Source organism: Streptomyces sp. NPDC104367, assembly GCF_055583825.1.
Genome location: NZ_JBVJND010000003.1, coordinates 41814 through 65075 on the forward strand (window position 1 = coordinate 41814; position 23262 = coordinate 65075).

General features: G+C 73.8%; 19 protein-coding genes. 12 read left to right on the forward strand and 7 right to left on the reverse strand.

Going from position 1 to position 23262, the window contains the following annotated elements; translation table 11 throughout:
- Window positions 1-257: 257 nt before the first annotated feature.
- From ACZ619_RS05815 to ACZ619_RS05830, 4 genes are all read left to right on the forward strand, one after another.
- Window positions 258-950 carry a TetR/AcrR family transcriptional regulator gene (locus ACZ619_RS05815; protein WP_469594605.1) on the forward strand — a complete coding sequence of 231 codons (693 nt, stop codon included), beginning with the start codon at window positions 258-260 and terminating at the stop codon, window positions 948-950.
- A 52-nt stretch (window positions 951-1002) separates the two neighbouring features.
- Window positions 1003-1488, forward strand: a complete 486-nt coding sequence (locus ACZ619_RS05820) for a DUF4334 domain-containing protein (protein ID WP_469594607.1) — start codon at window positions 1003-1005, stop codon at window positions 1486-1488.
- Window positions 1485-2576, forward strand: coding sequence for an NAD(P)-dependent alcohol dehydrogenase (locus ACZ619_RS05825; RefSeq protein ID WP_469594609.1), 1092 nt, complete (start codon window positions 1485-1487; stop codon window positions 2574-2576). The genes ACZ619_RS05820 and ACZ619_RS05825 overlap by 4 nt, the downstream gene beginning before the upstream one ends.
- 135 nt (window positions 2577-2711) lie before the next feature.
- A complete protein-coding gene (locus ACZ619_RS05830) occupies window positions 2712-3908 on the forward strand; it encodes a TetR/AcrR family transcriptional regulator (RefSeq protein ID WP_469594612.1) in 1197 nt (398 codons plus the stop codon).
- A 179-nt stretch (window positions 3909-4087) separates the two neighbouring features.
- Here ACZ619_RS05830 and ACZ619_RS05835 read toward each other — a convergent pair whose 3' ends face one another.
- Window positions 4088-5287 (reverse strand): oxygenase MpaB family protein, encoded by a 1200-nt coding sequence (locus ACZ619_RS05835; protein ID WP_469594614.1) that lies wholly within the window; start codon window positions 5285-5287, stop codon window positions 4088-4090.
- 307 nt (window positions 5288-5594) lie between these two features.
- On the opposite strand from ACZ619_RS05835, the gene ACZ619_RS05840 reads away from it, so the two are divergent.
- The 3 genes from ACZ619_RS05840 (at window position 5595) to ACZ619_RS05850 (ending at window position 8536) form a co-directional block, all read left to right on the forward strand.
- Complete coding sequence (locus tag ACZ619_RS05840) at window positions 5595-6836, forward strand: sensor histidine kinase (protein WP_469594617.1); 1242 nt, start codon at window positions 5595-5597, stop codon at window positions 6834-6836.
- On the forward strand, window positions 6833-7534 hold the full coding sequence (locus tag ACZ619_RS05845) for a response regulator (protein ID WP_469594619.1): 702 nt from the start codon (window positions 6833-6835) through the stop codon (window positions 7532-7534). The genes ACZ619_RS05840 and ACZ619_RS05845 overlap by 4 nt, the downstream gene beginning before the upstream one ends.
- A gap of 108 nt (window positions 7535-7642) precedes the next feature.
- A complete protein-coding gene (locus ACZ619_RS05850; protein ID WP_469594622.1) occupies window positions 7643-8536 on the forward strand; it encodes a lysostaphin resistance A-like protein in 894 nt (297 codons plus the stop codon).
- A 291-nt stretch (window positions 8537-8827) separates the two neighbouring features.
- Here the strand turns inward: ACZ619_RS05850 and ACZ619_RS05855 are convergent, their stop codons facing one another.
- The 5 genes from ACZ619_RS05855 to asnB form a co-directional block, all read right to left on the reverse strand.
- Complete coding sequence (locus ACZ619_RS05855) at window positions 8828-9514, reverse strand: HAD family hydrolase (protein WP_469594625.1); 687 nt, start codon at window positions 9512-9514, stop codon at window positions 8828-8830.
- 1 nt (window position 9515) lies between these two features.
- On the reverse strand, window positions 9516-10442 hold the full coding sequence (locus ACZ619_RS05860; RefSeq protein WP_469594627.1) for a pseudouridine-5'-phosphate glycosidase: 927 nt from the start codon (window positions 10440-10442) through the stop codon (window positions 9516-9518).
- Window positions 10443-10677: 235 nt separating this feature from the next.
- Window positions 10678-11937, reverse strand: coding sequence for a multidrug effflux MFS transporter (locus ACZ619_RS05865; protein WP_469594630.1), 1260 nt, complete (start codon window positions 11935-11937; stop codon window positions 10678-10680).
- A gap of 102 nt (window positions 11938-12039) precedes the next feature.
- Window positions 12040-12744: a DsbA family oxidoreductase gene (locus ACZ619_RS05870; RefSeq protein WP_469594633.1), complete on the reverse strand. Its 705-nt coding sequence runs from the start codon at window positions 12742-12744 to the stop codon at window positions 12040-12042.
- Entirely contained in the window at window positions 12722-14581 is a 1860-nt protein-coding gene (gene asnB / locus ACZ619_RS05875; RefSeq protein WP_469594636.1) for an asparagine synthase (glutamine-hydrolyzing), read from the reverse strand. The genes ACZ619_RS05870 and asnB overlap by 23 nt, the downstream gene beginning before the upstream one ends.
- A gap of 465 nt (window positions 14582-15046) precedes the next feature.
- On the opposite strand from asnB, the gene ACZ619_RS05880 reads away from it, so the two are divergent.
- From ACZ619_RS05880 to ACZ619_RS05900, 5 genes are all read left to right on the forward strand, one after another.
- Window positions 15047-16171: an IS701 family transposase gene (locus tag ACZ619_RS05880; RefSeq protein WP_469595257.1), complete on the forward strand. Its 1125-nt coding sequence runs from the start codon at window positions 15047-15049 to the stop codon at window positions 16169-16171.
- 314 nt (window positions 16172-16485) lie between these two features.
- Window positions 16486-17658, forward strand: a complete 1173-nt coding sequence (locus ACZ619_RS05885; RefSeq protein WP_469594639.1) for a 3-deoxy-7-phosphoheptulonate synthase — start codon at window positions 16486-16488, stop codon at window positions 17656-17658.
- 77 nt (window positions 17659-17735) lie between these two features.
- Window positions 17736-18506: a 2,3-dihydro-2,3-dihydroxybenzoate dehydrogenase gene (locus ACZ619_RS05890; protein ID WP_469594641.1), complete on the forward strand. Its 771-nt coding sequence runs from the start codon at window positions 17736-17738 to the stop codon at window positions 18504-18506.
- Window positions 18507-18547: 41 nt separating this feature from the next.
- The gene (locus tag ACZ619_RS05895; protein WP_469594644.1) at window positions 18548-19204 is read left to right on the forward strand and encodes an isochorismatase family protein; all 657 of its coding nucleotides are present in this window, start codon (window positions 18548-18550) and stop codon (window positions 19202-19204) included.
- Window positions 19201-21159: an anthranilate synthase family protein gene (locus ACZ619_RS05900; protein ID WP_469594646.1), complete on the forward strand. Its 1959-nt coding sequence runs from the start codon at window positions 19201-19203 to the stop codon at window positions 21157-21159. The genes ACZ619_RS05895 and ACZ619_RS05900 overlap by 4 nt, the downstream gene beginning before the upstream one ends.
- Here ACZ619_RS05900 and ACZ619_RS05905 read toward each other — a convergent pair.
- Window positions 21156-23093, reverse strand: coding sequence for a helix-turn-helix domain-containing protein (locus tag ACZ619_RS05905; protein ID WP_469594649.1), 1938 nt, complete (start codon window positions 23091-23093; stop codon window positions 21156-21158). The genes ACZ619_RS05900 and ACZ619_RS05905 overlap by 4 nt on opposite strands.
- Between the last annotated feature and the right edge of the window lie 169 nt (window positions 23094-23262).

Here is a 23262-nt window from a genome sequence, read left to right on the forward strand (position 1 = left end):
TCCTCTCTCGGCGCAGGGCAGGCCGATCGCGATGAGCCGGGAACTTACTGAACGTTCGCTAAAGAACGTAGAAGTGCGGCGCCGGTCGGTCAACTCCGTTCACTGCATCAGTTTTTGCGGATGGATACCGGGGAAGGGACACCAGGCGTGACAGCGGATACCGGTTTCCCTGAACGGTCGCTAAGCTCCCGAGGGGAGGTGTTCCGGCCGTACGGCCGTACGATGTCGCCGATCGTCGCCCGTCCCGAGGAGAGTCGTTGAACAGCGCGCCGAGCCAGGACACCACACCCCCAGCGGAGCACTGGCGCTCCTACGGACCGCTCGACCTGCACCCGATCCTGATGCGCGCCATGGAGGCCTTCAACGAGCACGGCTACCACGGCACTTCGGTACGGGACATCGCCGGCCGGGTCGGCGTCACCGTGCCCGCGCTGTACTACCACTACGCGAACAAGCAGGCCCTGCTGGCCACACTGCTGGAGATGTCCATCAAGGACGTCCTGGACCGCTGCCGGGCCGCCGCCGGGGAGGCCGGGGACGATCCGCTGGCGCGCTTCTGCGGCATGGTCGAGTCGATCGTGCTCTCCATGACCCACCGCCGCCAACTGGCCTTCCTGGACACCGAGATACGCAGCCTGGAGCCGCAGAACCGGGCCCGTTACGTCGCCCTGCGCGACTATCTGGAGCACATGCTGCTGGACACGGTCCAGGAGGGCCGCGCCCAGGGCGTGTTCACCACCCCGATCCCGGCCGACGCGACGCGCGCGGTGCTGGTCATGTGCCAGGGGGTCGCCAACTGGTTCCGTGCGGACGGGCCGCTCAGCGCGGAGGAGGTCGCCGAGCGCCATGTGCTGCTGAGCCTGGGCACCGTGGGCCACCCCGGCGCGGTCTCCGGCGTCCCCCCGCTGCCGTTCCCCCGCCTCGCCGCCCTCCGGCCGATCGCCAAGTGACGCCCCGCACCGCCGCCTCGGCGGTGCGGGCACCGACGAGAGGACTTCCCGTATGGACGTGACCGAAGCCCGCGCCCGGTTCCAGGAGCTGAAAAAGCGCGGCGACCGGGTCGCCGCCTCCGAACTCGACGCGGTCTGGGCGGCGTTGGCCACCGTACGGCCCGAGGACATCCTCGGCGAGTGGAAGGGCGGCGAGTTCCGCACCGGTCACCCGCTCGACGGCGAGCTGGAGAAGGCCGGCTGGTACGGCAAGACGTTCGCCGCCGTGCACGACGCCAAGCCGTTGATCTGCCGTGACGCGACGGGCGCGCTGTACTCGAACCGCGAGCTCGGCAAGGGCGAGGCCAGCCTGTGGACCGTCGAGTTCCGCGGCGAGGCGACGGCCACCATGATCTACGACGGCCGGCCGGTCCTCGACCACTTCAAGCGGGTGGACGCCACCACCCTGATGGGGATCATGAACGTGAAGGGGGTGCCCGCCGAAGGCCCCTTCTACTACTTCTTCCTGGAGCTCGTCCCCGGCGAAGAGACCTCGTGAGGCGGGTCCGGGCCGCGGTCGTCGGGGCGCCGGGCGCCCCGTTCACCGTCCGCGACGCGGAGCTGGAGGAACCGCGGCCGGCCGAGGTGCTGGTGCGGATGACCGCGGCCGGCATCTGCCACACCGACCTCGCGATGCGGGACACCTGGCCCCGGCGGCTCACCCCGATGGTCTTCGGCCACGAGGGCGCCGGCCTGGTCGAGGCGGTGGGCGCGCGGGTGAGCGGGCTCGCGCCCGGGGACCGCGTCTGCCTCACCTTCGCCAGCTGCGGCGTCTGCGACCAGTGCGCGGCGGGCCACCCCGCCTACTGCCGTACCGCACCGGCCCGGAACCTGTCCGGTGGCCGTGACGACGGCACCACCCCGCTCTCCCTGGACGGCGCGCCGCTGCACGGCGGCTTCTTCGGCCAGTCCAGCTTCGCCACGCACGCCGTCGTGCACGAACGCGGCGCGGTCAGGGTGCCCAGCGACCTGCCGGACGCGGTCGCCGCGCCACTGGGGTGCAGCGGCCAGACGGGCGCGGGCACCGTGCTCAACCGGCTGCGCCCGCAACCGGGTTCCTCGCTGGTCGTGCTGGGTGCGGGCGGGGTCGGCCTGAGCGCGCTGATGGCCGCGGTGGCCGTGGGCTGCGCCCCGGTGGTGGCCGTCGACCCGGTCGCCTCCCGCCGGGCCCTGGCCGCCGCCCTCGGCGCCGACGCGGCCCTGGCCCCCGGTGAGACGCTGCCCGCCGCGCTGCGCGATCTCACCGGCGGCGGCGCGCACCACGTCGTGGAGACCACCGGCCGTCCGGAGATGGCCCGGCGGGCCGTCGCCGCGCTGCGCCCGCGCGGCGAACTCGCCCTTCTCGGACTGGGCGGCGAGGTGACGTTCGACGTGATGGGCCTGCTCGCCAAGGGCGTCCGCGTCCACGGGGTGATCGAGGGCGACTCCGACCCCGGCCGCCTCATCCCCGAGCTGGTCGGCCTGCACGGGCGCGGCCTCTTCCCGGTGGAGCGGCTGGTGACCACGTTCCCGTTCGAGGACATCGGCGCGGCCGTGGCCGCCATGCGGGACGGCCGTGTGGTCAAGCCGGTCCTCACCTTCGCCTGACCCGCCGCTCCGGCACCGGGACGGCACCCGTACCGCACCCGTACCGCACAGCAGAAGCGATCCCGGAATCACACCAGGCACCGGTCACCGCCGAGGGCTCCGGCCCTTCTGACGACGTGTGATTGACTGATCCGCATGGCTCCCGCCTCCCCGTCCGCCCGTTCGGCCGCGACCGCCGGCCCGGCCGCGGCGACCCGGCCGCGCAACCGCAGGCAGCTGATCGTCGACGCGGCCGGGCGGGTCTTCAGCGAGCGCGGCTACCACAAGGCCTCGATGGAGGAGGTCGCCGCCGGCGTGGGCATCACCGCGGCCGCGCTGTACCGGCACTTCCCCAACAAGTACGCGCTGTTCGCGGAGTGCGCGCACGTCATGATCGACGGACTGGTCGCCGCGCTCGACGAGGTGCCGTCCGGGGCCGCCCTGCGGGACGTGCTCACCGCCGTCACCCGGATCACCGTCGCCCACCGCGCTTCGGGGGGCGTGTACCGCTGGGAGGCCAGGTACCTGGACCGCGACGACCGCCGCCGGCTCGGGGTGAAGTTCTCCCGCCTGGTCGAGCGCGTCGAGGAGGCCGTCCAGCGCGAACACCCGCTGCCCGACCGGCGGTTGCGGGCCATGGCGGCCCTCGGGGCGATCGGGTCCGTGACGATGCATCACACCTCCATCGCCCAGCGCCGGGCCGAGGACCTGCTGCTGGCCTCGGCGTTGCGGGTGGCCGCGACGGACCCGGCGGCGGCCCTGTCCGGCGCGCACCCGGTCGAGCTGCCCGCCCGGCCGGTTCCGCGCACCCGGCGCGCGCAGATCCTCGCCGCCTCCGTCCCGCTGTTCGCGCGGGACGGGTTCGCCAACGTCACGAACGGACAGATCGCGGAGGCGGTGGGCCTGACCCCGTCCGCGCTCTACCGCCACTACCCCGGCAAGATCGACATCCTGGCGGCCGCCTGCCTCCAGGCGGCGGGGCTGCTGGCCCAGGGGGTGGAGCAGAGTCTGCGGGAGGTGACCGGCCCGCACGAGGCCGTCATGGCACTGGCGGCGGCCTATGCCGCCTACAGCTTCGAGTGCACGGAGCTGAACAGCGTCGCCGAGGCCGAGCTGGCCGGCCTCCCGCCCGGCATCCGGCAGCCCCTGGTCCTCGCGCAGCGCGAGCACATCGCCGTCTGGGAGCAGCAGTTGCGGCTGGCCCGCCCGGAGCTGGACCCGCGCCAGGCCCGGGTGCTGGTGCACGCGGGGTTCGGGGTGGTGGTCGAGGCGGGCCGCAGACTGCGCTGGCGGGACACCCCCGGGCACCGCGCGGCCGTCACCGCCCTGGTCGTGGCCGCGCTGGGTCTCTGAACGGCCTCCGGGGTCCGGGAGCCGTGCAGAGACCCGGGGGTTCCCGCGCTGCCCGGCCCCCGGCGCGTCCGCCGCGGGCCGGGCACGGTTCGACACGTCGGGAACCGGTCGGGCCGGTTGGAACCGGGTGGGATCGACGGGGACCGGGCGGGATCGGGTCGACGGTTCAGGCCGACGGTTCAGGCCGACCGGTTCGCGGTGGGGATGGTGATGGGGGTCGTGGTCCCGGAGGCGCCCTTGTTGAGGAACAGCATGGCCAGGGCGCGGATGAACTGGTCGAACACGTAGAAGGTGCCGGGCATGATGGGCGACAGCCCCTCGCGGAACAGGATGTACGCGGGCCAGGCGGTGCGGATCAGGGCGGCCGACGCGTAGTCGCGTGCCAGCCCCAGCCAGTCGCCGACCTCGTCACTGAGGACGTAGCGCACGAACTCGTTCAGGAACCCGCGTGTGACGCCGAGGTCGACCTGTGCGGTCAGGCCGAGCAGGTCCTCGGCCAGTGCGATGCCCTCCGTCGTGGGGGTGAGGATCGGGGCGAGCACCTTCGCCGACTGGGCCTCGGCGGCCGCCCAGGTCTGCGGGATGTGCTCGTCCGGCACACCGAGCAGATGGACGGCGACCTGCCACAGGTGCAGGAACGCCTCCTGGTCCGCGGCCGGGAACGGGATCTTCCAGTCGAGCAGCTTGCGGTAGACGTACGTGCCCAGGCTGTGGAAGGTGACCAGGATGTCGGCGGCGCTGATCGGGGTGGTCTCGTCGGTGACGGCCCGCCAGTACGGTGACTGCGGCAGCAGGTGACGCACCGCGGCGTGCACCACACGCGTCTTGTTGGCGGTGACGACGAACTGACCCGTCGGATCGAAGGCTCCCAGCTGGGAGAGGTCGTAGCCGAACGTGAAGGTCTTGGCCGCGCGGTCCTGCATGTTGGCGCCGCCGGCGGACCAGTAGACGCTGCGCGCCTCGCGCGGGATCACGGTGCTCATGATGCCGCTGCCCAGTCCGTACAGCATGAACAGGTACGTGTCCCTGCGGCGGTTGAAGTCGGCGGCACGGGTCAGCTTGGCCGGGTCGGCCCACGAGGGCAGCACGTTGACCTGCTGGAGGTACGCGGTGAACTCGGCCGGTACGCCGGTGGGCAGCGGGTCGTCGTTGTTCACCCACGACGACCACGCCGTGTTGATCGCCGGCACGTGTCCGTCGTCGACCATCGAGGCCATCAGCGGGTCGGCCAGGTCGTCCCAGATCCATTCCGGACCGGTCCCCGCGGCGGCTTCGGTCGCCGAGCCCGTGGCCGCCCACGCCTGGGCGGGGTTCGCCACACCCACGAGGCCGAGTGCCACACCCAGCGACAGGGCCTTGCGCCTGCTGAGGTTCTGCATTTACTTACCTGCTTCCCTGGTGAGTCAGATGGTTCCAGGTGCCTTGGCATACATGCCTTTTGTGCTGGAGACGCGCGATGGACCTCATCACACAGATGTGATTTTCGATTAACATAGCGAGGCGCGTCGCGGTCGGCAATGGTGAGGACGGAGCCCGCTCGCCCCAGGCGCGACGGGCCGAAGGGGACAGCCGGAGGGCGACCGGAGAACAACCGGCGGACCCCGGCGCGGGGCGTTCGGCCGGGGGCGCCCGCGTCATCCGGAACACCGGCCGGTACCCCGTCGCGACCCCGGCTAGGCTCTGGCCGTGATCGAAGCGAAGGTGTTCTTACTCGCCGCGAACGCGCGGACGACCGCGGCGCGTTGGCAGGCCAACTCCCCGCTGGTCCGGGACTCGGTGGTCACCGTGCTGCTCGCGCCGGTGGCGTTCTCACCGCTGACGGCGATGATCGGCGCGGAGTTCGGCGACCTGAAGGGGCGGCCGTACGACCCGCTGGGCCTGGTGCTGACCGCGCTGCTGTGGCTGCCGCTGGCCCTGCGCCGGTTCCGTCCGGTGGTGTCACTGGCGGTGATCTCGCTCGCCTTCGCCGCCCGTGAACTCCTCGCCTACCCGGGGACCGGGGCCAGCACGGCGCTGTACGCGGCGCTCTACGCCGTCGGCGCGCACACCCCGCACGGGCCCGCCGGCCGGCGCCCGCGGCTGGCCGCGGCCGTCGGCGGGACCGCCCTGTTCGTGTCGTACGCGATCGCGCTGCACCACCGCGGGTCCCCGCGCACCGTCGCCGACCTGGTCCTCATCTACACGATCCTGGCGGTCTTCTGGCTGGCCGGGCGGACGGTACGGGCCTGGCGGGCCGGCGAGGAGGAACGCCGCAGACTCGGCATCGACGCCGCCACCGCCGAGGAACGGGCCCGAATAGCAAGGGAGTTGCACGACGTCGTCACCCACCATGTGACCGCCATGGTGGTCCAGGCGGACGCGGCGCAGTTCCTGCTGGAGGACCACCCCGACAAGGTCGTCACCGCGCTCGGCGCGATCGGCGACTCCGGCCGGTACGCCCTCACCGACCTCCAGCACCTGCTGGGCGTGCTGAAGGCGGTCGACGGCCCTTCCGGCGACCGCTCCGGCCACTCCCCCGTCCCCGGCAGCCTCTCCGACCTGGTGACGAAGACCCGCGCGGCGGGCCTGGCGGTGGAGCTGACCGAGAACGGCGAGCGCCGCCCGATGGCCTCCGCCGTCGAACTCGCCGTCTACCGCGTGGTCCAGGAGTCCCTCACCAACGCGCTCAAGCACGCGCCGGGACGGCGTACCGACGTGCATGTCCACTACGGGAACGACGAGTTGGAGGTCGAGGTGGTCACGGAGGGCGCTGCGGCTTCCGGCCGTGCCCCCGCCCGGGGCGTCAGACCGGTGGGCCGCGGTGGCGGACACGGTCTGGTCGGACTCCGGGAGCGGGTCGGGGTCTTCGGCGGCGAACTGACGGCGGGACACCGGCCGGACGGCGGCTTCGGCGTCCTCGCCCGCATCCCCACCGGAGGCCACGCATGACCACTGCGCCCCCGATCCGGGTCCTGGTCTGCGAGGACCACGAACTCGTGCGCACCGGCTATGTCACCATCTTCTCCGCCCAGCCCGACCTGGAGGTCGTCGGCGAGGCCGCCGACGGGCGGGCCGCGGTGGAGGCGGCCCGCGGGCTGCGGCCGGACGTCGTGGTGATGGACATCCAGATGCCCGTCCTCGACGGCATCGAGGCCACCCGGCAGCTCGCCGGCCCCGACGCCACCGACCCGGCGAAGGTACTGATCGTCACCACCTTCAACCTCGACTCCTACGTGTACGAGGCGCTGCGGGCCGGTGCCAGCGGCTTCCTGCTCAAGAACACCCCGCCCCGCGAACTGGTCGCGGGCATCCGTACCGTGGCCGCGGGCGACTCCCTGCTCTCCCCGTCCGTCACACGGCAGTTGGTGGGCCGGTTCGCCGACCGGATCCGCCCGGACGACGACGCCCGGCGCGGCGGCCGGAACGCGGTCCCGGAGCAGCTGGCGATGCTCGCGCCCCGTGAGACGGAGGTGCTGCGGCTGGTCGCCGAGGGGCTGTCGAACGCCGAGATCGCCGACCGGATGGTGCTCAGCCGCGAGACCGTGAAGACGTACGTCTCGCGCATCCTCACCAAACTCGACCTGCGCGACCGGGTCCAGGCGGTGGTGCTCGCGCACCGGGTCGGGCTGGTCTCCGCGTCCGACTGAACCGGGCCGTTGCCCTGCGGAGGGTGCCGTGTCCCCCGCGAGAGCTACACGCGAGTGTCCACCGCAGGGCGACGTCGCGGGGTGGGCCCCGAACCTACTGTCTGGGGCATGACCTCGCTGAAGCTCAACACGCAGTCCCTCAAGGACCTCTTCGACCAGACCCCGCTCACGCCGGAGCGGCCCGTCCGCTCCGTGTGGACGCGACTCGCCGTGATGGCCCCGGCGTTCCTCGCGGCGACGGCGGTGGGCGGCGGAGTGCGCGCGCTGGCCGGCACCAACCCGGTCCTCTCGCTGCTCTTCGGCGTGGTCGCCTCGGTCGCCGGGCTCGCCCTGTACGCCTACCTCGTCCGCCGCATGGAGCAGCGGCCGGTCACCGAACTCGCCCCCGACGACGCGAAGCCCTCGCTGAGCCGGGGCGCTCTGCTCGGCCTGGTGCTCTTCGTCGGGACCCTGTTCTTCGTCGTCCTCTTCGGCTCCTACAGCACCGAGGGCGGGGTCTCCGTGCTCGGTCTGATCACGGTGTTCGGGGCGATGCTGACACCCGCCGTGCTGGAGGAACTGATGTTCCGGGCCGTGGCCTTCCGGCTGCTGGAGGAGCGCTTCGGCACCCGTGCGGCCCTGGTCGTCTCCGCCGTCGTCTTCGGCGGTCTGCACCTGGTCAACCCCGGCGCCACCATATGGGGTGCGCTCGCCATCGCCATCGAGGGCGGTCTGATGCTGGGCGCCGTCTACACCGCCACCCGCAACATCTGGCTGGTCATCGGCATCCACTTCGGCTGGAACTTCGCGGAGAGCGGCATCTTCGGGGTCACCGTGTCCGGCGCCGACGACGCGCAGACCGGCCTGCTGCACGGTGTCCTCACCGGCCCCGAGGCCCTCACCGGCGGCACCTTCGGTCCCGAGGCCGGTCTCTTCGCCATCCTGGTGTGCAGCATCCCGACCGTCTTCTACCTGCGCTCCGCCGCCCGCCAGGGCCTGGTCCGCACCGGCCGCGCCTCCTGACCCCCCGCACCCGCCCCGCCTCGCCTCGCCCCCATCAGACGCCCGTCTCCTCTCCGGCCGGCCCCGGAGGAACGGGCGTCCGCCGTGTTCCGCGAGGAAGGCCGCGCGAGGGCCGTGGCCGACCGGCACGGAAACGACGTCGCCCGCGCGGGACGGCCGGCCGGCGGCGGCGCACCCGCCGTCCCGACGCGCGGGGCGGAGGCCGCTTCGGCGGGTGCCGGGGGTCGGCACCCGCGCGCGGGACCGGGCGGCCTCAGGCTCCGGCGGCGCCGGCCGGAGCGGGGCGGCCGATCACGCCGTGCCGCCCCGGGACACGGTCGCCACGACCTCCTCGAAGGAGTCGGCGACCGACGCGGCGCCCGACGCGAGGAGTTGCGCCGTCGTGGCCACGCCGTAGGAGACCCCGACGGAGGCCATGCCGGCGGCGGAGGCCATCTCGATGTCGCCGGTCGCGTCGCCGATGACGACGCAGTCGGCGGCGGGCAGGCCCAGCCGGCCGGCGACGTGGAGGGCCATGTCGGGTGCGGGCTTGCCGCGGGTGACCGAGTCGTGGCCCGCCACGAAGGCGAACCGGTCGAGGATCCCGGTGGTGCGCAGGACGTTCAGCGCGGCCTCGTGGGTCTTGGAGGTCGCGATGGCCAGCACGTGGCCGGACGCGCGGAGCCGGTCCAGGCCGTCGGCGACGCCCGGGTAGAGCATGCGTTCGCGCCGCTCCGCCAGGTGCTCGGCGAATCCGCGCCGGTAGGCGGCCATCGCCGCGTCCACCTCCGGGTGGTCGGCGGGCAGGTCGAGCAGCTGGGCGAAGTTGCGGTCCAGCGGCTTGCCGACGGTGGCCCGCACGGCGGCCTCGTCCGGCGTGCGGCCGAGGTCCGCGAGGACCTTGAGCGTGATGGAGACGATCGCGCCGGGCGTGTCGGCGAGCGTTCCGTCCAGGTCGAAGACGACGCCCCGCCAGGCGCCGGCCGGCTGTGCGTTCATGTCAGGCCTCCGTCCGTACGGCGCTGAAGGCGACCGCGAACTCGCCCGCGACCCGGGCCGTGGAGAGCAGGACCGCCCGGGTCGCGGCGGCGCTGCGGCCGGCGGTCACCTGGGTGAGGGCCTTCATCAGGAAGGGGCTGATGGCGTTGCCCCGCACGCCCGCCCGGTCGGCCTCGTCCAGCGCGGCGGCGATGGCCCGCTCGATCCCGTCGCCGTCGAGGGCGTCGGCCTCGTCGATCGGGGCCGTCACCAGCACCGTCCGGTCGCCGTTGACCTCCCAGTGCAGCCGGGTCGCGCGGGCGGCGACGCGCAGGTCGTCGACGCGGGTGACCGGCACGTCGGACTCGCGGACGTAGAAGGCGGGGAGGCGGTCGGTGCCGTAGCCGAGGACGGGGACGCCCGCGGTCTCCAGGTACTCGGCGGTCAGGCCGAGGTCGAGGATGGACTTCGCGCCGGCGCAGACGACGGCGATCCGGCTGCGGGTGAACTGGAGCAGGTCGGCGGAGACGTCGAAGGTCTCCTGGGCGCGCCGGTGGACGCCGCCGATGCCCGCCGTGGAGAAGACGGGTATCCCCGCGCGGGCGGCCGGTACGACGGTGCCGGCGACGGTGGTCGCGCCCAGGCCGCCCCGGGCCAGGACCGGGCCGAGGTCGCGGGCGCTCACCTTGGGGATGCCCTTGCCGCAGGCGAAGCGCTCGACCAGGTCGGCGTCCATGCCGACGACGAAGCGGCCGTCGACGATGCCGATGGTGGCGGGGACCGCGCCCGTGTCCCGGACCGCCTTCTCGATCTCCAGACCGAGTTCCGCGTTGGCCGGGTAGGCGGGTCCGTTGACGATGAGCGAGGACTCCAGCGCCACCACGGGACGCTGTTCGTCGAGGGCGGTGCGTACTTCGTCGCTGACAACGAGGAGCGGGTCCTTGGACACGGGCTGCCTTTCGGTCGGGGTCGGCGTGCGCCACGGCACACGGGTGGGCACGTCAGGTCTTCACGGGAGGTGGGGATGGGTGCGCGGTACGGGTGTCGGGGACGGCGACCGCCGTACGGCCTCCGGTCCGCCGGCCGCGAGGCGGGCCGGTGGAGGTCACGGCGACGATGCTGCTCCGGGGTGCTCCCGCGGGTCAAAGCCCGCCCGGGGACCTGGTCAGGTGGCCCGGAGTGTGTCAGGTCGGCACGTCGGCCCGGTCGTCCGGTGCGTCGGTGGGGGCGCCGGCCGGGTCCGCGGGCGGGGTGCTGTCACGTGTCAGGAGCAGGCACAGGACGGCGGCCAGGGAGCAGCCGGCCATGCCGGTGAAGAGGGGCAGGGCGGTGTGTCTCCCGCCCAGCCCGACGAGCGGTGCCACGACCGCTCCGAAGACGCTCTGGAGGGTGCCGAGGACCGCCGAGCCGGTGCCGGCGGCGTACGGGACCCGTGCGATGGCGAGGGCGGTGGCGGTGCCGAAGAACTGGCCGAGGCCGAGGAAGGCGACGCCGATGAGGGAGAGCGCCGACACCCGGTCGAGGTGTCCGCCGAGGGTGACCAGCAGCGCGGCCGAGGAGGCGGCCAGCATGGTGGCGAGGCCGATCCTCAGGAGCAGGGCGGGGCTGTACCGGCCGACGAGCCGGGTGTTGACGGTGCTGGAGACGGTGGCGGTCAGGGCACCGACGGAGAACGCGACGGACGCCTGGCCGGTGCTGAAGCCGAGGACGTTCTGGAGCAGGAACGGCGACCCGGCGATGTAGCAGAACAGCGCCCCGCAGCCGAAGGCGAAGGTGAGGGTGTAGCCGACGTAGGCGCGGTCGGTGAGGACGGACCGGGCGGCGCGGACGGTGGACGCCGTCCCTCCGTCGCGGCGCCGTTGCCCGGGCAGGCTCTCGGGGACGAACAGCACGACGGCCGCGCACATCAGCAGCGAGGCACCGGCCAGGACCCAGAAGACCCCGCGCCAGCCTCCGGCGCCGTCGACGACTGCGGCGCCCGCGAGCGGGGCGGCGATGGGCGCGATGCCGCCGAGCGCCACGAGCACGCCGAAGAGCCGGGCCGCGGCCGCGCCGGAGGCGACGTCGGAGATGACGGCCCGTCCGACCACGACCCCGGCCGCGCCGGCGAAGCCCATGACGAAGCGGAGGACGATCAGCGCGGGAAGGTTCGGGGCCAGCGCGCACAGGGCCGTGGCCAGGGTGCACACGGCGGCGCCGACCAGCATCGGGGTGCGCCGTCCGTACCGGTCGGAGAGCGGACCGAGCACCAGCTGACCGGCGGCCATGCCGAACAGGAAGGCTGTGAGGGTGAGTTGGATCCCGGACGCGTCCGTGCCGAGTTCCTCGGCCATCCGGGGAAACGCGGGCAGGTACATGTCGGTGGCGAGCGGCACCACGAACGAGAGCAGGGCGAGGGTCGCGGTGAGCGACTTGGCGGGCGGGCCGCTTAATGGCGCGGTCATGACACACTCCTGGACGGACGGCGACGAGCCTGGGCGCGAAAGAGTTCACTATAGGTGTGCGGACCTGGGCATCGGCGCGTCCCGGGCCCGCCCGCCGCGGGCTCAGGAGCCGCCCAGTCCCGCCAGCAGCCGCACGGCCCAGTCCGGGTGCCACCGCGTGATCCGGGGCAGACCGCCGTCCGCCGGGTCCGCCGTCCAGTCGAACCCGACGCCGGGGTTGTGTGCCGCCCAGCCGTCCGGGGCGAACAGGTGCGGGCTGCCCCGCACCCCGGCGGCCGCGGCGGCCCGCCGGTCCGCGTAGACCGCGGACCGGCCCGCGCCACGGGCCAGCGCCGCCTCCAGGGCCGCCGCGTCGACGTGGGCGCAGGTCCGCGCGACGGCCAGGATCTCCGCGTGCACCGCGACACAGCGGCTGTCCGCGTAGAAGGCGTGCCGCAGCGCCGCGTCCAGTTCGTCGCTGCCGCGCAGGCCTCCGACGCCGGGATCCTTGGCCGCCTGGACGGCCTCCAGCGCCGGCAGCATCGTCGAGGGGTAGGCCGACTCCGGCGCCGACCACAGGCGCCAGCCGAGCTCGGGCCGGGCGGCACCGATCACCACGGTCTCCGCGTCGACGATCCGTTTGGGCGTCGGCTCCCCGTTGAACAGCTCCAGCGGGAAGGCCCGGTGGTCGACGAGCAGCCGTGTGCCGGCGGAGCGGGCCGCCGCGCGCAGGGTGTGCAGGGCGAGGGAGGCCCAGGGGCAGCCGATGTCCGACCAGACGACGAGGACCGGTGCCGGGCCGGGTTCAGAGTTCGACGCGGACGTCATGCAGCCTCACCCAGTTGTCGAACTCCACCAGCCGCTCCAGGACCGCCCGCGCGCTCCACGGCCCGCCCATCGAGTACGTGCCCTCGGGCGCGTCGAGCAGCCGCCCGATCTCCTCGCGCGAGGCCAGCCCGAGCACGGGCGCGTCGTCCTCGGCGACGGCGGCCCGCACCCGCTCGCGCACCGCCTCCTCGTAGGCGCGGTCCTGGGTGGACGGGTACGGGTTCTTCTTGCGGTCGAGCACGGAGTCGGGCAGCACCCCGCGCATGGCGGCCCGCAGCAGGCTCTTCTCCCGGCCGTCGAAACTCTTCATCGCCCAGGGCGTGTTGTAGACGTACTCGACGAGCCGGTGGTCGGTGAACGGCACCCGCACCTCCAGCGCGGTCGCCATTGAGATGCGGTCCTTGCGGTCGAGCAGGAAGTTCTCCCAGCGGGTGAGGTTCAGATACGTCACCTCGCGCATCCGCTCCTCCCGCCGGTCCTCCCCGGCGAGCCTGGGCACCTCTTCGAGGGCCTCCGCGTAGCGCCGCTTGACGTACTCGCCCAGCCCGAGCCGGTGCCACAGGCCGATGGTGCGCAGGGCGCCGATCCCGCCGGCCTTCTCGAACGGGTGGTGCCAGGGGAAGGTGTCCGCCTCCACCGCCTGCGGGTCGTGGAACCAGGTGTAGCCGCCGAAGAGTTCGTCGGCGGCCTCCCCCGACAGCGCCACGGTCATCCGTTCCTTGAGCGCCCGGCAGAGCACGAGCAGCGAGTACTCCATGTCGCCGGTGGAGACGGGCAGGTCCTGGGCGCGCAGGACGCGGTCGCGGACGTCCTGGTCGAGCACGTCGGCGTTGTCCAGCTCGACCACCACGTGCTCCGCCCCGACGTGCCGGGCGACCTCGATCGCGAACGGCGTGTCGGGGTCGGTCCACTGGACGTTCGACACGAAGCGCTCCTCGTGCCCCTTGAAGTCCACGGAGAAGGCGAGCACCCGGGGACTCCCGCCCCCGTCCGCGCCTTCGGCCAGCGCGCGGGCGGCCAGCGCGGTGACGGCGCTGGAGTCGAGTCCGCCGGACAGCAGGGTCCCGACGGTGACGTCGGCGACCAGCTGTTCGGCGACGATGTCCTCCAGCAGCGAGCGGACCCGGCCGATCGTCGTGTCCAGGTCGTCGGTGTGCGGCCGGGCGGTCAGCCGCCAGTAGCGGGTCTCCTCCCGGCCCGAACGGCTGAAGCGCACCAGCGTCCCCGGCCTGACCTCGTGCATTCCGCGGAAGACGGCGTGGCCGGGCGTCTTGACGATGCCGAAGATCTCCCGCAGTCCCTCGGCGTCGACGACGGCCTCGGTGTCGGGGTGGGCGAGGATCGCCTTGGGCTCGGAGCCGAACAGGACGCCGTCCGGGGTCGGCCAGTAGTAGAGCGGTTTGACGCCCATCCGGTCGCGTACCAGGAGCAGTTCCTCGGTGCGCGGGTCCCAGACGGCCAACGCGTAGATGCCGGTGAGCCGTTCGGCGAAGCCCGCGCCCCATTCCAGATAGGCGTGCAGCACCACCTCCGTGTCCGACTCGGTGCGGAACACGTGCCCCAGGGCGCGCAGTTCGTCGCGCAGCTCCCGGTAGTTGTAGGTCTCCCCGGTGTACGTGATCACCGGGGCGTCCGGGCCGGACGCGGCCATGGGCTGCCGGCCGCCCTCCAGGTCGATCACGGCCAGCCGGCGATGGGCGAGCAGGGCCCGCGGGGAGCTCCACACTCCGTGGGAGTCCGGGCCCCGGCACTCCAGGGTCGTGTTCATGTCCTCGGCGATGGACGTCTGCGTGCTCAGATCACGCTCGTAACTCAGCCATCCGGCAAGGCCGCACATGGTTCGTCCCCTCTCGTCGGTCCTGGGAGCGGTGGGTGTCGGTGGGGGCCGTGGCCGCGCCGCGGACGGCCGCAGGGCACGATCCTCACCGGGGCCCCGGTGCGCGGCAACGCGCCCCCGATCACTTCGTCAGGTGGCCGCGGCGGCGGCCCCGGGCGAGGTCACGGGCGCGGACCGCCGCGACGGGGCACCGCCCGGGCGGGTGTGGTGGCCCCGCAACCACCATCCCGGCGATCAAGGTGACGGGTGCACCTCCCGGACCGGCCCTCACGGAAGCGACGGTGAAAAGGCGGTCCGCACCGGACCGCCCGACTCTGAGGCGAGGTTGCGGTGAACCCACTCGATCTGTCATCCCTCCCGGCGGACCACGGCACGGACGGCACGCACTCCGGAGACGACCGGGGCTTCGAGGCCGCGTGGTACCCGTCGGCGGACTCGGACATCGTCGGCGAGCTGTGCTCGCTGATGTTCATGTCCTTACCGCGCAGGGACCAGCGGCAGCGCGGCGAGCAGTACGTACGGGGGCTGCTCACCACCCCGGGCCGCAAGTCGGTCCGCAACATCGCCCAGCGGGCGGGCGGCGCCCCCGCGGTGCAGAGCCTGCACCACTTCGTCGCCGGTTCGACCTGGGACTGGCGGCCGATGCGGGCGGCCCTCGCCACGCATCTGGAGCGGATCGCCGCGCCGGTGGCGTGGGTGGTGCAGACGATGACCATCCCCAAGTCGGGCCGGCACTCGGTGGGCGTGGGGCGGCGGTTCGTCCCCCAGCTGGGCCAGATGCTGCACGGCCAGTACGCGCTCGGGGTGTGGTTCGCGGCACCGCGCATGAGCGCCCCGGTCGACTGGCGGCTGCTGCTCCCGGAGGAGTGGGAGCGGGACGCGGTGCTGCGCCGGCGGGCCAAGGTGCCGGAGAGCGCCTGCGCCGAGACGGTCGAGGAGAGCGCGCTCGCGACGCTCGCGCAGATCCTGCGCAACCCGAATCTGGCCCCCAGGCCGGTGATCCTGGACGTCCCGGGACGCTGGGCGGACCCCGCGGTGCTGGACGGTTTCGCCCGGCTGGGGCTGCCGGTGGTGGCGCGCACCGCACCGGGCACCCGGCTGCTGGTGGCCGACGCCTCGATGCCCGGGTACGGGTCGGGCCCGCTGTCGGCGGAGCAGATCCTGATGTCCGTACGGGGGCTGCGCCGCACGGTCGAGTGGGAGGACACCGGGCACGGGACACGGCGGGCCGCGGCGGCCGCGGCGATCCGGGTGACGACCTGTGCCGGCCCCGCCGGGGGCCTGCGGCGGCCGCTGTACCTGCTCGGCGAGTGGGCGGACCCGGGGCGGCCGCCGGCCCGGATGTGGCTGACGGACCTGGCCGCACCCGCGGACCGGCTGCTGCGCCTGACGAAACCGGCCCGGCGGGTGCGCCACGACGCGGCCACGGTCGGCGAGCGGGTCGGCCTGCGGGACTTCGAGGGACGCTCGTTCCGCGGCTGGCACCGGCACGCGACGCTGGCCTCGGTGGCCCACACGGCGGCGATGCTGACCGGGCTCGCCGACGAGCCGGTCGCGCCGCCCCGGCAGCGGCCGCCGCTGTCCGCCTGAGGCGCGCACGGTGACCGGGCCACCGTCAGCCGGCGCCTTCGGTGTCCGCCGGCCACCGTCACCGCGATACGCCGTCGCCACCTGACGAATTACCGGGCCTGCCGTTGCACACAGCCGCCGCCGCGCCGATAGTCGCAGTCGGTCAGGCACGACCTCCCGGGATTCCGCCGGCCGCGGCCGTACGGCCCCACTCCCCCGTGACATACGCCCCGCGCGTCGGTCCGGCATGCCCTCCGCCTCGGCCACCGAGCCCCGCCCGTCGCCTCATCCGTCCACCGGGTCCTGCGTCCCGGTGCCTCCCCACAGGGACTCCCATGACCGACACAGTGTCCTGCCTCCGATCCCTGCCCGCGCTGCAACAGCCGGACTGGCAGGACGACCCCTCGCTGGCCCCGGTCCGCGGCGCTCTCGGCCGGCTGCCCGCGCTCGTCGACGCGGACGCCGTACGACGGCTGCGGACGCTCCTGGAGGACGCGGCGGCCGGGGAGCTGCTCGTCCTGCAGACGGGCGACTGCGCCGAGGACCCGGCCGAGGCCACGGCGGACGACGTGACCCGCAAGACCGCCCTGCTCGACGTCCTCGCGGGCACGCTGACGCTGGCCTCGGCCAAGCCCGTGCTGCGGGTGGGCCGGATCGCCGGCCAGTACGGCAAGCCCCGGTCCCGGCCGACGGAGACCGTGGGCGGGGTCGAACTGCCCGTCTACCGGGGGCACATGGTCAACCGCCCGGAGCCGGACCCGGAACTGCGCCGGCCCGACCCGCGCCGTCTGCTGACCGGTTACCGGGCGGCGAGCGACACCCAGCGCCTGCTCGGCTGGCACGGCCCGTCGCCCCGGCGCGCCCTCGACGCACGCGTGTGGACCAGCCACGAGGCGCTGCTGCTGGACTACGAACTCCCGCTGCTCAGGGCGGAGTCCGACGGTTCCCTGCTGCTCGCCTCGACGCACTGGCCGTGGGTCGGCGAACGCACCCGGCAGCCGGACGGCGCGCACATCGCGCTGCTCGCCTCGATCACCAACCCGGTGGCCGTCAAGGTCGGCCCGCGCACGACCCCGGACGAACTGCTGGCGCTGTGCGAGCGTCTCGACGCCACGCGCAGCCCCGGACGGCTGACCCTGATCTCCCGGATGGGCGCGGGCGACGCGGCGCGCAGGCTGCCCGCGCTGGTCCGGGCCGTCGCCCGCGCCGGGCACCCGGTGCTGTGGCTGTGCGACCCCATGCACGGCAACACCGTGACCGGCCCCGAGGGGCTCAAGACGCGCTACGTCGACACGGTCGTCCGCGAGGTCGAGGAGTTCCGGGGGGCCGTGACCGCGAACGGCGGCACCGCGGCCGGACTCCATCTGGAGACCACCCCGGAGCCGGTCACAGAGTGCGTCCGCGACGCGTCCCACCTCGACCGGCTGGGCGACAAGTACCTCACGTTCTGCGACCCGCGCCTCAATCCCCGGCAGGCCGTCGAGGTGGTCTCCGCCTGGCGCGGCTGACGGTCCGGCGCGGTGCCTGCGCGCACCCGCCCGGGTCACCCCTCTGCCCGAACACCACAAGAACTGGGAGGCACACCGTGAAAGGCACCATCGCCCTGGTCACCGGGGCAGCAGGCGGAATCGGCGAGGCGGTCGTACGGCTGCTGGCGGAGCGCGGTGTGCTGGTCGCCGCCGTGGACCTCGACGCCGGCCGGCTGACAGGCGTCGTCGACAAGCTCGTGGCGGACGGGCTGCCGGTGCGGGCCTTCCCGGCGGACGTCACCTCCAGCCGCGAGGTGGAGGCGCTGGTGGACACCGTGGAGCGTGAACTGGGCCCGCTCGACCACCTGGTGAACGCCGCCGGCGTGCTGCGGCTGGCCGAGGCCCGTGACCTGAGCGACCAGGACTGGTCCGCGACGTTCGCCGTCAACACGGACGGCGCCTTCTTCGCCTCGCGGGCCGTCGTCAACCGGATGGTCCCGCGCGGCCGCGGGGCCGTCGTCACCGTGGCGTCCAACGCGGCGGGCACCGCCCGCGCGGAGATGGCCGCGTACGCCGCGTCGAAGGCGGCGACCGCGGCCTTCACCAAGTGCCTGGGTCTCGAGGTGGCCCGGCACAACATCCGCTGCAACGTGGTCGCGCCCGGTTCCACGGACACCCCGATGCTGCACGGCATGCACACGGACCGCGGCGCGCTCTCCGCGTCCGTCGCCGGCAACCCGGGGGCGTACCGGGTCGGCATCCCGCTGGGCAAGGTCGCGCGGCCCGAGGACGTGGCCCGTGCCGTCGCGTTCCTGCTGTCGGACGAGGCCGGCCACATCACCATGCACAGCCTCACCGTCGACGGCGGAGCCACCCTCGGCGTCTGACCCCCGCTCCCCCGCCCACCACCGGAAAGGACCGCCCCCGTATGCCCGGCATACCGTCCATCGCCCCCTACGACCTCCCCGCGCCCGGTGAACTGCCCCCGGCCGCCGTCGACTGGAGCCCCGACCCCCGGCGCGCCGTCCTGCTCGTGCACGACATGCAGGAGTACTTCCTCGCCCCCTTCCCCCGCGCCCTCGCGGACACGGTCGTGCGCAACGCGGCGCTGCTGCGCGGGCGTTGCAGGCAGCTGGGGGTGCCGGTGGCCTACACCGCCCAGCCCGGCGGGATGACCCCCGAGCAGCGCGGTCTGCTGGCCGACTTCTGGGGGCCCGGCATGCGGACCTCGCCGGAGCACCGCCGGGTCGTCGCCGAGCTGGAACCGGCCCCCGGGGACTGGGAGTTCACCAAGTGGCGCTACAGCGCCTTCGCCAGGACCGACCTGCTGGCGCGGATGCGGGAGCACGGACGCGACCAGCTGATCGTCTGCGGTGTCTACGCCCACGTCGGGGTGCTGATGACCGCGGTGGACGCCTTCACGCACGACATCCGGCCGTTCGTCGCCGCGGACGCCGTCGCCGACTTCACCGCCGCCCACCACCGGCAGGCGCTCACCTACGCGGCCGAGCGCTGTGCGCGGGTGTCCGCCACCAAGACCCTCCTCGACGAGCTCGGCGAGGTATCCGCGGAGGCACGCCGATGACCGGGCACCCCTCGGCGCCGGAGGCCGGCGCGCCGGACCTGCTGGCGCGGGTCCTGGACGGCTCGGCGCCCGCCTTCGCCCTGCTGCACCGGCCCGAGAGCACCGGCCGGGACGTGCTGGAGGTGCTGCTCACCGACGCCTCCCCGTGCGCGTCGCTCGCCGAACTGCCGCTGCCCGGGGCCGCGGCGCCGGGCGGCGGCCACGAGGTCCTCGCGCTGGTCCCGTACCGCCAGATCACGGAGCGCGGGTTCGCCGCGCACGACGACGGGGCGCCGCTGGTCGCGATGCGGGTGCTCGCCCAGCAGTCGCTGCCGGTCGCCCGGGTGCTGGCCCGGCTGCCGAACGAGCCGGTGAAGGTGGACGACGGGCGCTTCGACGTGTCCGACGAGGAGTACGCGGAGCTGGTGCGCCGGGTGATCGCCGAGGAGATCGGCACCGGCGAGGGTGCGAACTTCGTCGTCAAACGGGCCTTCACCGCGGACCTGCCCGGCTTCACCCCGCGGGCCGCGCTGTCGGTGTTCCGCCGGCTGCTGGAGCGCGAGGCCGGCGCCTACTGGACGTTCCTGGTCCAGACGGGCGAGCGCATCCTGGTGGGCGCCACGCCGGAGCGGCACATCAGCCTGGACGGCGGCCGGGCGGTGATGAACCCGATCAGCGGCACCTACCGGTATCCGGCGACCGGGCCGACCCTGGACGGGGTGCTGTCCTTCCTCGCCGACCGCAAGGAGGCCGACGAGCTGTACATGGTCCTCGACGAGGAACTGAAGATGATGGCGCGGATCTGCCCCTCGGGCGGCCGGGTCGTCGGCCCGTACCTCAAGGAGATGGCCCACCTCGCCCACACCGAGTACTTCATCGAGGGCACGACCGGCCGTGACGTGCGGGACATCCTGCGCGAGACCCTGTTCGCGCCGACGGTGACCGGCTCCCCGCTGGAGAGCGCCGCGAAGGTGATCAGCCGTCATGAGCCGGCGGGGCGCGGCTACTACAGCGGGGTCGCCGCGCTGATCGGCCGGGACGCCTGCGGTGCGCGCACCATGGACTCGTCGATCCTGATCCGCACCGCGGACATCTCGGCGGACGGCCGGCTGAGCATCGGGGTCGGGGCGACCCTGGTACGCCACTCCGACCCGGAGTCCGAGGTGCGCGAGACCCGCGCCAAGTCCTCCGCGCTGCTGGCCGCGTTCGGCGAACAGGCGGCCACCCGGTTCGCCGCCCACCCGGACGTGCGCACGGCGCTGGCGGCCCGCAACGAGGGCATCTCCGGCTTCTGGCTGGACGGCACGGACGGCACCGGCACCGGCACCGGCACCGGTGAACGGGCCGAGCTGGCCGAGCTGGCCGAGCGGCGGGTGCTGATCGTGGACGCCGAGGACACCTTCACCGCGATGATCGCCCACCAACTCCGCTCCCTGGGACCCCGGGTGACGGTACGGCGGTTCGACGAGCCGTACGACGTGGACGAGCACGACGTCGTCGTGATGGGCCCCGGTCCGGGCGACCCCCGGGACGCCCGGCACCCGAAGATCGCCCACCTGCGGACCACGCTGACCCAACTGCTGGACGAAAGAAGGCCGTTCCTCGCGGTGTGCCTGAGCCACCAGGTGCTGGGCTCACTGCTCGGACTGGACCTGGTGGCCCGGCGCGTCCCCAACCAGGGGGTGCAGCGCGAGATCGACCTGTTCGGCCGGCCGGCGCGGGTCGGCTTCTACAACACCTTCGCCGCCCGCTCCGCACGGGACACGCTCGACCACCCGGTGCACGGCGCGGTGGCGGTCAGCCGCGACCCCGCGACCGGCGAGGTGCACGCCCTGCGGGGCGAGCGGTTCGCCTCGATGCAGTTCCACGCCGAGTCGGTGCTGACCCAGGACGGCCCCGGCGTCGTCGGCGCCCTGCTCACGGAGGTGGTACGCGCGGCCGGCCACCAGGGCACTCCCGTCAGTGCCGTCCCCTAGTCGCGGGGCCGCCGGCGCTGGGAGCGGCGGGTCTCCAGTACCTCGCGGGTGCGCTGGAGCTGGAGTGCGAGCTGGACCTCCAGCGCCTGCTGGGGCTTCTGCCAGTCGGGGCCGAGGAGTTCGGTGATCCGCTCCAGGCGGCGCGAGACCGTGTTGGGGTGGACGTGCAGCACCTCGGCGGCGTACGTGGGGCTGCGGTCGGCGTCGAAGTAGGCCTGGAGGGTCTTGGCGAGTTCGGTGGCGCGTTCGGCGTCGTAGGCGAGGACGGGGCCGATCACCGAGCGGACGAAGCCGTCGACGTCGTGGTCGTCGGAGAGCAGCAGCCCGAGGAAGCCGAGGTCGGCCCCGACGACGGTGGCGCCCTTGCCGCGCAGCAGGGTCAGGGCGTCGAGGATGCGCAGCGCCTCCCGGTAGAGCCGGCCGGCGTCGGCGGCGTCCCGCCCAGGGCCGGCGCCCGCGACGGAGACGGGGTGGCCGAGCAGCGGGGACAGTTCCGCCGACACCCGGCGGGCCGCCTCGGCCGCGTCGGCCCCCGGCAGCAGCAGCACGACGCATCCCGAGCGCACGCACTTCAGGCCGTTCATCCGGTGCGCGTGGGAGGAGGCCCAGACCGCGGCGCGGCCCTGTTCCCCGGTCTCCGGGCGGGCCACGACCAGGACGTGGGCGGCCCCGAGGTCGATGCCGAGCCGCTCGGCGCGGTCGCTGAGCTGGCGGCGGGACCGGCTGGGCGGGTCGGCCAGCAGGTCCTCCAGCAGTTCGTCCCGTACCGGCCCCTCGGCGACGGCCGCGCTGCGCTGGAGCAGCAGGGTGACCGTGACCGCCTGGGCGACGGCCTGGAGCAACTGGAGGTCCTCCGGCGTGAGTTGACCGGCGGGCCGGACGATCAGCGCGCCGATGTCCTCGCCGCCGGCGTCGAGCGGGATGATCCAGACGCCGTTGCCCAGCACCACGGCCCCCCGGCGGGCGTGGGCGTCCAGCACCGCGTTGGCGAGTGCGGGATCGTCCAGGCCGGGCAGTTCCCCGGTCGCGGTCAGGGTGCGGCCGGAGGGGTCGCGGACCACCAGGACGGCGTCGAGCGCGTGGCTCGCGGCCCCGGTGACGGCCGCGAGGTCGCTGCCGCCCAGCACCAGGCCCAGCAGCCGGCTCTGGGTGTCGACCATGCCGCGCATCCGGGTCAGGGAGAGCTGGGCCCGGTAGGAGTCGTCCTCCAGGTCGTTGACGTCGGCCCTGACCTGTTCCAGGACCCTCGACTTGTCGATGGCGACGGCCGCCAGGTCGGCCAGGGTGCGCATCAGCCCGACCTCGTTCGGGGTGAAGTGGCGCACGGTGCGGTCGGAGCCGTACAGCGCGCCGAACGGGGCGCCGCCGCGGTGCAGCGGGACGGCGAGGATCGCCCGCTGTCCCTCGGCGCGCACCACCGCGTCCATGTGGGCGCTGTGCCGGATGCGCTCGTCCCTGAGGTAGTCGGCGGTCCAGAACGCGGCGTTGCGGGTGGTGAGGGCGTCCCCGAAGCCGTACTCCGGTTCGACGGGCAGTCCGATGCCGAGCGCGGTCTCGCCCTCGGAGTTGCGGATGCGCCAGCTGCCGTCGCTCTCGTCGAGCAGGCTGATGTAGGCGAGGTCGAAGCCGAGCAGCCGCCGGGCCTGGCGGATGATCACCCGGAGCAGGCTGTCGAGGTCGTGGGGGTAGGACAGGTCCCGGGCTGTGTCGACGAGCGCGGCGAGGTCCGCCTCGCGTCTCTGCCTGCGGTCGAAGAGGCTCTGCACGGTCAGGCCGAGCCGGGTGGCCTGTTCGGCCCGGCGCAGCCGTTCGGGGTGGCCGGCGCCGGCGCGGGCCTCGTCGAGGACCGCTTCGATCTCGACCGCCGGCGCCTCTCGGGCCAGCAGTTCCAGGACTCGCAGCGCGTAGGTGTCAGCGGGCGACGTATCCGACACGGTTTCAACCCCCAGCCGGTCACCTGTGCGACAGCCGCGGGCACGGGTGAGCGTGACGATCGGTGACCTCGAACGGTCAGCGGGATTCGGACAGTTGGCGCGACGCGGTCGGGGCGGCGGGGACCGGTCGCGGTGTCGAGGTGACCAAGTCCGGTGCGTTGTGACCAAG